Source organism: Brachyspira sp., assembly GCF_029258575.1.
Lineage (GTDB): Bacteria > Spirochaetota > Brachyspiria > Brachyspirales > Brachyspiraceae > Brachyspira.
The window spans coordinates 1-10,129 of sequence record NZ_JARHYI010000074.1 but is presented as its reverse complement, the minus strand read 5'-3'; the positions used below and the strand labels follow the sequence as shown (position 1 = coordinate 10,129).

Below are 10,129 nucleotides of genomic sequence, written 5' to 3'. Positions count from 1 at the left end.
AATAAAGTAGCATCATTATTAACTATAATACCAGAAGTTTGAAGTCCTATGAAAGCTATGAATAAACCTATTCCAACAGAAATAGCCCTTTTCATGTTAACAGGTATACTATTAACTATAGCCTCTCTTACATTAAAAATTGTGAGAACTAAGAATATAATACCTTCTATAAATACCGCCGTTAAAGCAGTTTGCCAGCTATATCCCATACCAATAACTACGGTATAAGCAAAAAATGCATTAAGTCCCATACCAGGTGCTAAAGCAAAAGGAAGATTAGCAAGTAATGACATTATCAATGTTGCTATTATTGCAGATACTACTGTAGCTGTGAAAATGGCTCCTTTATCCATACCAGCTTTAGCAAGCGTGTCTGGGTTTACAGCCAATATATAAGCCATAGTCATAAATGTTGTAAAGCCTGCTATTATCTCAGTCTTAATATTAGTACCATTCTCTTTCAGTTTGAAAAACTTTTCCATAAATACATTCCTTATACCATTTTTTATTAATACAAATTAATAAATTAGAAAGCTATAATATATATGAGATTATAATTTTTGCAATATTTTTTTATTTATATAAAAACATAATTTTAGAAAAAAATTCCAAATATAATAATTAATTGGGCTGTATGATTTTTATGAATACAATAAAAGTATATTAAAAGAAATGAATCCTGAAATGAAAAACATTTATAAAACTAGTAAAAATGGGAAAATTTAAAAGTATAATTTATAGCAAATCCTACATATTTCAAATTAAAACATAATATAGGATATGATTTATACAATGGAGAAAATTATTTTTGTATTTAGAAAGTCAAATAATTATTGATAAAGCATAAATTATTTCTGAAGCCCGCCCTTTTAAATTTACTACTTTACTATGAATTGCAATTATTTATTTTTTACCGCCTAAACAGAAATTATAATACCCACCCAAGTGATTTTCAAATTTATAGTGCATATAACCGCACGCAGAATAAAATTAAAAATATAAGTGTAGTTATTAATTCAATTTAAATTATATATAATAATCCATTAACCGTGCGTTAATGAAATTCAAAATTTTTTCAACAATTTGGGTGGGAGATGTTTTTTTTATTTTAAGCAAAAAATAAAGAAAATTTTTAATCTCAAATAAAAACAATAAATCTAAAGGGTGGGATAGAGAGAAGATTAAAAAGTAACTTTTGCAATATCCAGATTTATTTTTTAATTAAAAAATTATTAGCTATTCTCTCCATACCAATCAACATTTCGTGTAAAATACATAGCAAGAGCAATCACTACAAATAATCCCAATGTACCCATAAGCAATGCATAATCAGTAAGCTGAAGTATACCAAATAAAAATATATAAATCAAAGCCTCTACCACTGCCATTGATATAGTGTATTTATGAGATTTGATTATATATCCTATATAAATAGAAGTTAAAGATGTTACCATTAAAGCACTGAAAAAATAGCTTAAATTGAAATGAAGATGTTCTGATATTGCCAAAAGTAAAAGATAAAATATCGCATTAGCTATTCCTATAAGTATATACTGCACAGGATGAATCCTTTTCTTTGAAAGCACTTCGCATAAAAATAATACAAAAAACGGTATGAATATAAAAAGTATCACATACTTTACACTTCTTGAAATCTTTTGATAATTATCATTTAGCAAAAGAAAAGATATAAAAACATTATTATTGCTGTTATTTATATTTTCATCCTCATTCCAATACTTATCATCTGACTTATTAGCATTTTCATCACTAGTCCAATATTTAGTAAATGAAGTATTAAAACTAGCTATATTCCACTCAGCATTAAATCCTTCATTATTAACTTCTCTCTTAGTCGGTAAAAATCCACCTGTAAAGCTAGGATCTTTCCATTTTGAAGATATTTTAAAATTGTTTTCAGAAGCTAAAGTAGTTATTATTAAAGAGTTTCCTCCCTGTATATCCATAGTTATACTAAAATCAAAACCGTTTAATATTTTATCTTTTGAAATTGTATATAAAAACTTATTATTAAACATATTCAAATTTATATTAATATTTTTCTCATAATATTTAAGTTCTTCATTACCATTAATCAATATACTAGGAAGTTTCATAAGATTTTTTTTATTTCCTATACCTAATATAATCATAGCCTCATCATATAGTATAGAAGTATTATTTTCATCTAAATTGTATATCTCTACATTATATTTATCGAAGTTTCCAATGATATTTAATTTTGACTTAAAAATAGGAGCTTTAAATATACCTCTGCTTAAACTAGAAACTTCAACATCTCCTGAAACATTGTATTTATTAGGCATATAAAAAATATATTTTCTTACATATTTTATTTCTTTAGTTTCACTATCTACAACTCTAGTTAAATACGGTATTGCTATAACTACCCCTTGTATATTAGCTTTATCTCCTACAGGCTCTATTATGGAAGATACTGCCTCTCTTTGATAATTAATTCTATCTCTTACAACACTATTTATAAAAGCCATTGGTATTAAAAGCAGAAGTCCCAATATAACTATTATAAGTATCTTAAAACCTAAAGTTTTTGTAATATCATTAATTTTTTTTATCATAGAATCTCCATAATTTCATTACAAATATGGTATAATATATTTTGAAAATACAAAATAATTAATAATTGAATATTTAAAACTTTTCTAAATCAAAAAATATTATTATTTGGTATTACCACTTAAGTACAAATTCAGTATAAGCCTCACCATCTTTAATAGATTTAGTAATTTCCATACTAGATCTTATATGTGTTAAAGATTCAAGTAATAAACTATACCAAGCAAGTATTGCAAGCTCAATGACTTCAGGATCTTCATTAAAATTAGTAAGATGCAATACTAATAATTTTTTTCTAGCTTTAATCAATTCTATTTTAGAAGGATCAAATAAATCAGGGAATATATGTTCAGCTGCATAAGTCAAAGCAAAGTGTTTAGGAGCAAAGAACAGCAAAGGTCTTATATATTTAGGAATTATCTGATGATAATGATATTCTGAAATTTCTTTAATACCAGTATTGGCACCTGAATAGAATAAATCACAAACCAATTTATAAGGTTTATGGAATGATGTCATATAAGGATACCATTCTTTACTTGATATTTCATTTTTAAATATTAAAGCAGATGAAGGTTCCATCTCTGTTACCCATCTCTGATAACCTTCTTCTCCAAATTTTGTCTTTATAAATTCTTTTAATATTATTAATGTTATACCTCTTACTCTCTGTGTAACTGCATCTTTCTTACCTTTAATATCTTTAATTTTATATTGTGATATTTCAGCCTCAAGTCCTGATAATAATCTATTATTATCATTGGCAAATTTATTCATACTATTAGTAGAACTAGAAAGATCATTTGAACTTTCAGAAATACTTCCAACACTAGCATATATAGACTCGGATATAGTTTTCAGTTTATTCATAGTTTTAGAAGTAGAAATAGAAATATTATTAAGAACTTCAAGACTATTTCTTATGTTTCCAAGTTTATCTGCCATATCAATATACTGAGTTTTAATATGCCCACTTGATTGAGATATTTTTGTTATAGAATCTACTATCTCATTAATAGCTTTTAATTGTTCCACAGAAGATATATGCACAGTATCCATTATCTCAGTAACTTCTTGAACATCTTTAGTAAGTATATCAAATTGTTCAGTAGATTCTGTTAAGTCATTAGTAGTAATAATGATTTTTTCTTCAATATTCTGAAGTACTTTATTAGCATTATCCGCCTGTTCGTTTGAAACTTCTGATAATTTACGAATCTCTTCAGCAACTACAGCAAAACCAGAACTATACTTTCCAGCATGAGCCGCCTCAATAGCAGCATTCATAGCCAAAAGATTTGTTTGATGGGCAATATTTCTAATAGAACTTACGAAGTTAGAAATGAATCCTAAAGCATTTCTCAAATCTCCTGTAGCCATAGAAGTCGCCTGCATTTTTTCCTTACTTTTTACAGAAGCAAGGGACAAATCTTTAGCTTTATTTGTAGCTTTAGAAATAATGGCATCTATATTTTCTATTGTTTTACTCATTTCCTCAACAGCAGTAGCTATCTGTTCTATATTTTCACCTTCTTCAATGATTTTATTTTGAAGTTCTATTGTATCTCTTTCAAGTAAATCAATATTGCTTGTATTTGAAGATATATATTCTTGGATATTTTGGTTACTGCTTTCTACAATTTCTACTTGGCTTAATCCATCATTAGTATTATTTTTAATAATTTCTATATTATTATTAATGCCGTATATTATTTCCATATTATCGCTTATCTTTTTGGATAATGTATCACTTTGTTTTTTGGAAGTTAAAATAGTTCTCTTTACACTTGAAAGTATATTTTGAAGAGAGTTATTTAAAAGTCCAACCCACTTTGTCATCTCCCCTATTTCATCGCCTCCAGAAATAGCAGGTATATCAACTGTTAAATCCTTATTATCTACAGAATTTCCTATAGCATCTGATATTTTTGTAATAGAACCGAATAATAGCTTGATAAAAAATGTAATTGCCACGATAGCCATTAAGAATGCTATCATAATAGTATAGAATATAGAGTTATTCATATCTCTTATTTGTAATGTAAAGTATGAATTAGGTACAATCATTACTATATTAATAAGTCCTGCAATAGTAGTAACATAAGATTTATAAGTAACATCATTAATTTCTACATCATTTATTATAACATCTCCAGTATTTAAAGTGGAACTGAATGTTTCATAAGCATTCGGATATAAAAGCTCTACTTTATCACTAATATTAGCACTATTTTTAGAATTTATAATAGTTGAATTCTTCTTATCTATTATTAATAAATCAGCACCTTCTATATTTAAAATATCTTTTACATTTTGCATAGAATAATTGAATAATACCCCTACATTAGCCAAACCAATCACTCTATTATTCACTATATCAGATATAGTTGCTGATATATTAAAAGTAGAACCTACATTATCATTTTCAATATATGAATTGAGCATTCTTCTAAAAAGAGGAGTTCTATCTAATTTATCATAATTATTGGTAAGATTAACCCACATAATTTGATTGGTAATACTTAATTTAGAATATTTATTATCAATAGTAGAGTATCTATATGTAGCAAGATTATCATTACCATCATCAATAACTAATGGATGGAACATTATACTAATAATTCTATCAAAATATAATTGCGATTCATTCACAGTAGCAGCTAAAAATTTACGTAAATAATTATCTCTATCCTCTAAATTAGAATTTTTAATACTATCATTATAAGCAACAGAAAGAGTTGTAGCAATCTTGCCTGCTTCTTCTCTTGCCAACATTATATTATAATCAAATTCTCTAACTACTAATCTAAATCTATTGTCTAAACTTCTTTCTGTAATAGCAGAAAAGTTTTCTGTATTTAAAGTAGTACTTAAAAAGTTGGTACTTGCAGCAACTAGAACCATAACTCCAACTATTATTAAAATTATACGAATCTTTATACTCATTTCAAAATGCTCCTGTGTAATTAGTATCGGAATCGGAAATATATATTTTAAAGATTTATAAATATAATATATTTAAAACTAATAGCTGTAAAGAGATATTAAGTAAAAAAGTATCATATTTTTTACTTAAATAAAAATAAAAAATGGCGGTACCTAAATGAATAGATACCGCCCTAAAACTATATATTACTTACACACCCATTCTATTTATTACTACATCAAGAAGCTGATCCATCACACTTACAACCCTAGCAGAAGCATTATAACCATGCTGATACATAGCCATCTGAGCAACTTCTTCATCTAAATTAACACCAGATACTGATTGTCTTAATTTTTCAAGATATTCCATAACAACTGTCTGCTTTTCTGTTTCGGCATTAGCAGTTTCAGTTCTTGATGCTATTTTAGAAAGACTTCCTGTATAGAAATCATTAAATGTAGATTTACTATCAACCATTATCTCTTTATCTTTCAAATTAGCTATAGCCAAAGCATTAGAACCATCTCCAATGCCATTCCATTTATCATTAAATCCGTTTCCTGTAGTATCTATACCTTTAGATGCTGCTATATAATTAACATCATTTCTGATAATATCATTAACAGCAATTGCTGATGCAGGATGTCTGTCTGGAGTAACTGTAAAGTTCCTGAAATCTCCTGCTAAATTATTTACTTGATTTATTGTACTCCAATTATAAGCACCAGCAGCACCTGATTGATTAAGTACTCCAGTAATACCTACAAGGAAATCACCTGAATCTTCTATATGCTTAATGAAATATGAAGGATTCATATAATCCTCAAAACCTCTAGCTTTAAGTACAAGTCTATTCTTATCATCTAAATAGGCTGATACATTAGCTTCGCTAGAATTAATTTTATCTATTAATTCCCCTATTTTCATCTGAGCAGTATAATCAATAGCAACATCTGCACCTTCTCTAGTTTTATTTCCGAATACCAAAGATCCACTACTTCCTATACTTGCATTTGAATCAACAGAATTAATACCGCTTACTTTAAACATTATAGTAGAATCTTCCTGTCCATCATTATTAATATCAAAATTACCTATTACGGAAGGTGTAGTTTTTGTAACTGTAAAGAAATCAACACCTGTTTCCTGATTAAGACCGAAACCACTTCTATGAACTTCGTTTACACTATCAGCTAAATTCATAGCAAATGTATCCAAATCGTTTATAGCATCAACAGTATCAACATCTCTCAACTCTACTAAAGCCTTTAATTCTCCACCTTCAAATTGTACCTGAACATGATCTTTTTTCCAATAAATATCATACATACCTTCATTATTAATATTTCTCTCAATACTTAATTCGCTTACTACATTTCCCTGAATCAAAGCTCTTCCACCTATATAAATCATAGTTTCATCAGGGTCAATAGATTTTATATCAACATTAGCAAGGGAGGAAAGTTCATCTACAAGTAAATCTCTTCTGTCAAGCAAATCATTAGGGCTTTGACCCAATGCCTGCTGTTTTACTATCTCAGTATTTAAATCCTTTATAGAATTTGATATATCATTAATTCTCTTAACTTTATTTTCTACTAAATTATTCAAATTATTACGCATACCATTCATTTGATTAAACATCTGATTGATAGAATTATTTATTCTGTCAGCTCTTTCAACCAATACCATTCTAGTGCCTCTTTCAGCTGGATTAGCAGCCATTTCCTGCCAAGAATCCCAAAAGGCATCTAAATCATTTCTTAAATTAGAATTTCCTGGCTCATTGTATATAGCCTCTAATTGTTTTAAATAATCGGATTTAGTTTTCCAATAGCCGTCAGTACCAAGCTCCATCATTATTTTAGAGTCAATAAATTGATCTCTTATTCTCTCAACTGTAGTTATTTCAGCACCCTGACCTATCTGTCCTGCACATTCTGCTCTATTCAAACTAGGAGCTTCCAAAGGTTTATCAAATGTACGCATTACAACTCTTTGTCTACTGTATCCTTTAGTTGCAACATTATTTATATTGTGACCTGTAACTTCTAAAGCTGTTTTGAAGTTTTGTAAGGATCTTTTACCTAATTCTATACCAAAAAATGAGCTTGTTGACATTATTATGCTCCTTAAAAAATAATAATTTACTTCTAATTAATTATTATAATTATCGTATTTATAAAAAAATTTATTACATTTTTTTTATTATTATTGTGCCATAAGGTAACATAATAAAAATATTATCCATAACTTGTCTATTTGCATTTACAATGCATACCACTATAAAGACAATAGAAAAAATAATTAAAAGTTTTTTTATTTTTACCTCCTAATTTTTTTATAAATAAAAAAAACTTTTTCAAAAAGTATAATATACTATATAACTTGTCAAGTTTTTGATATAGCGTACTATATTTAAAAAATAATAAGCTGCCCTTTATTAAAAAAGACAGCCTATTTATTTTTTATTATAATTTTTTATATTTTCAAAAAATTTATACTTTAAAGAAACTCATAGCAGCCACAAGTTCTTCTGCCTGATTAAGAAGAGAATTAGATGAAGAGAAAGCCTCCTCAACCAAAGCTGCATTTTGCTGAGTTACTGTATCCATATCGCTTACTGCTCTATTAACCTGCTCTACACCCTGATGCTGTTCTATTGCTGTATGACTTATATCCTGCATTATTCTTGCAGTATTTTCCATTTTTTCCTGAAGCTCATTAAATATATCCTGAGAAATTCTTGCTGATTCTGTAGCTTTATTGATTTTTTCATACGCATTATCAACCAAATGAGTAATATCTTTTACCGATGACTGAGTAGTTTGAGCCAAATTTCTAACCTCACTTGCTACAACCGCAAAACCTTTACCCATATCTCCAGCTCTTGCCGCCTCTACTGCAGCATTGAGGGCGAGTATATTAGTTTGAAAAGCAATATCTTCTATTATCTTTGTTATATCCTTAATCTTTGTACTTGCATCATAAACTTCTTCTATATTTTTAGTAGTATCAAGTATTATTTCACCAGCATTTTGAATAGCCTCTTTTGAAGCTATCATCATTTTATTACCTTCTACGGACTGATCAGTTGATGATTTTATTGTAGAAGCCATCTCTTCCATTGAAGATGCTGTTTCTTCTAAACTTGCTGCCTGAGACTCTGTTCTCTTTGATAAATCTTCATTTCCTATGGAGAGTTCTTTAGCATTGAATCTTATCTCATCTGCTGAAGATCTTACTTTGAGAATAATATCTGAAAGTCTGTCACGCATATCAAAGAAAGAAGTAGCAAGAATACCCAATTCATCATTGCGTTTTATACTTCTATGTTCAGAAGTTAAATCTCCGTTTGAAATTTCTCTTGATACTAATACCAATTCATTTAAAGGTCTTGTAATAGTTTTTATATAAAGCGATATTAATATACTGCATAATATTATAAATATAGGACCTATTATTACCGTTCTGAGTAATGTATATTTTATTTCTTTATATATTTCACTGTCAGCCTTAGCAAATATAACATACCAAGGCATTAAGCCAACTCTTTTAAATACTGAAGAACGTTTTCCGTCATATCCCTCATAAGTATATGATTCTATAATACCATATTCCTTTGTTTTCATAACATTATATACATCAGGTAAATAACCGCCAATTTTCTCGCTGTCAGATGATAATATTATATTGCCGTCACTATTTGCAACTGTTATACGTCCATTAACATTTAAATTTTCTATAAAAGATTTATTAATTTTTGATAAATCTAAGCTAATATAAATTAATCCTACAACATTTCATGTATCATTTTTAAGCCCTCCACAAAGTAGCAGAGCATTTCCTCCTGTAGTTGAAGATATACTTATACCATTATCATAAGTATAATCATAATTATTAGCCTTAATTCTAGCAAATAGTTCAGGATGAACAGAAGCTATAGAGTTACCTTCCAATTCATTATTATAAGCATCTAATATTATATTTCCATCAATATCCGCAACACCTATATTTATAATATGATTATTAACATTTCCAAAATCTTTTAATCTTTTTATAGCTACATTTTTCGACACTTCATCATCACTTCTTATAACAGAGTTTAATACAACTCCAGATTGCGAATATGTACCTATTGCCAATAATTGTTCATGAAGAACCATATCTATCATATGAGAATATCCTGATACTGTAGAGAAAAATCCTTCCAAAGCAGCTTTTCTAATAGCCCTTGAAGAAGACCAAATTGAAATTGAAGCTAACAAAGATATTGTTACAAATATGATAGCACTTATTATAATAGGGATTTTGAAAGATAAACTATAAATTTTTTTCATTTTTTATAAAAACCTCTGTAAAAATTATTTATATTTAATTATTAAAATATTATCCAAATTATACATCGCTTTTAATATAACAATTAAATTTTTTAAGTGAATTTTTTTTTTAATTGTGTCAATTTATATAATTATTTTTGGGGCTGTCCTAGATAACTAAAAAAGCTCCTTCTTTGCTAAATTATATACTATTTCTAATTGTTTTTCAACTTTTGGAGTATTAAAGCGAAATTGACATTCTTTAATAAATAAATGAAAATGT

4 protein-coding genes and 1 pseudogene are annotated in these 10,129 nt (G+C 27.7%); all 5 read right to left on the bottom strand.

The features are described from left to right. The coding region (locus Q1J76_RS06070) for an NCS2 family permease (RefSeq protein WP_300368336.1) at positions 1–482 on the bottom strand (482 nt) is incomplete at its 3' end. A 750-nt stretch (positions 483–1,232) separates the two neighbouring features. After that, positions 1,233–2,600 (bottom strand): cell envelope integrity protein CreD, encoded by a 1,368-nt coding sequence (gene creD / locus Q1J76_RS06065; protein ID WP_300368333.1) that lies wholly within the window; start codon positions 2,598–2,600, stop codon positions 1,233–1,235. A 112-nt stretch (positions 2,601–2,712) separates the two neighbouring features. Beyond that, positions 2,713–5,544: a methyl-accepting chemotaxis protein gene (locus tag Q1J76_RS06060; protein WP_300368330.1), complete on the bottom strand. Its 2,832-nt coding sequence runs from the start codon at positions 5,542–5,544 to the stop codon at positions 2,713–2,715. Positions 5,545–5,734: 190 nt separating this feature from the next. Next, the gene (gene flgK, locus Q1J76_RS06055) at positions 5,735–7,648 is read right to left on the bottom strand and encodes a flagellar hook-associated protein FlgK (RefSeq protein WP_300368327.1); all 1,914 of its coding nucleotides are present in this window, start codon (positions 7,646–7,648) and stop codon (positions 5,735–5,737) included. A 377-nt stretch (positions 7,649–8,025) separates the two neighbouring features. Beyond that, positions 8,026–9,867, bottom strand: a pseudogene (locus tag Q1J76_RS12500) (methyl-accepting chemotaxis protein). Positions 9,868–10,129: the final 262 nt, after the last annotated feature.

Coding starts and splice junctions, on each gene's coding strand:
- creD (WP_300368333.1), bottom strand. CDS start 2,600: ATGATAAAAAAAATTAATGATATTACAAAAACTTTAGGTTTTAAGATA.
- Q1J76_RS06060 (WP_300368330.1), bottom strand. CDS start 5,544: ATGAGTATAAAGATTCGTATAATTTTAATAATAGTTGGAGTTATGGTT.
- flgK (WP_300368327.1), bottom strand. CDS start 7,648: ATGTCAACAAGCTCATTTTTTGGTATAGAATTAGGTAAAAGATCCTTA.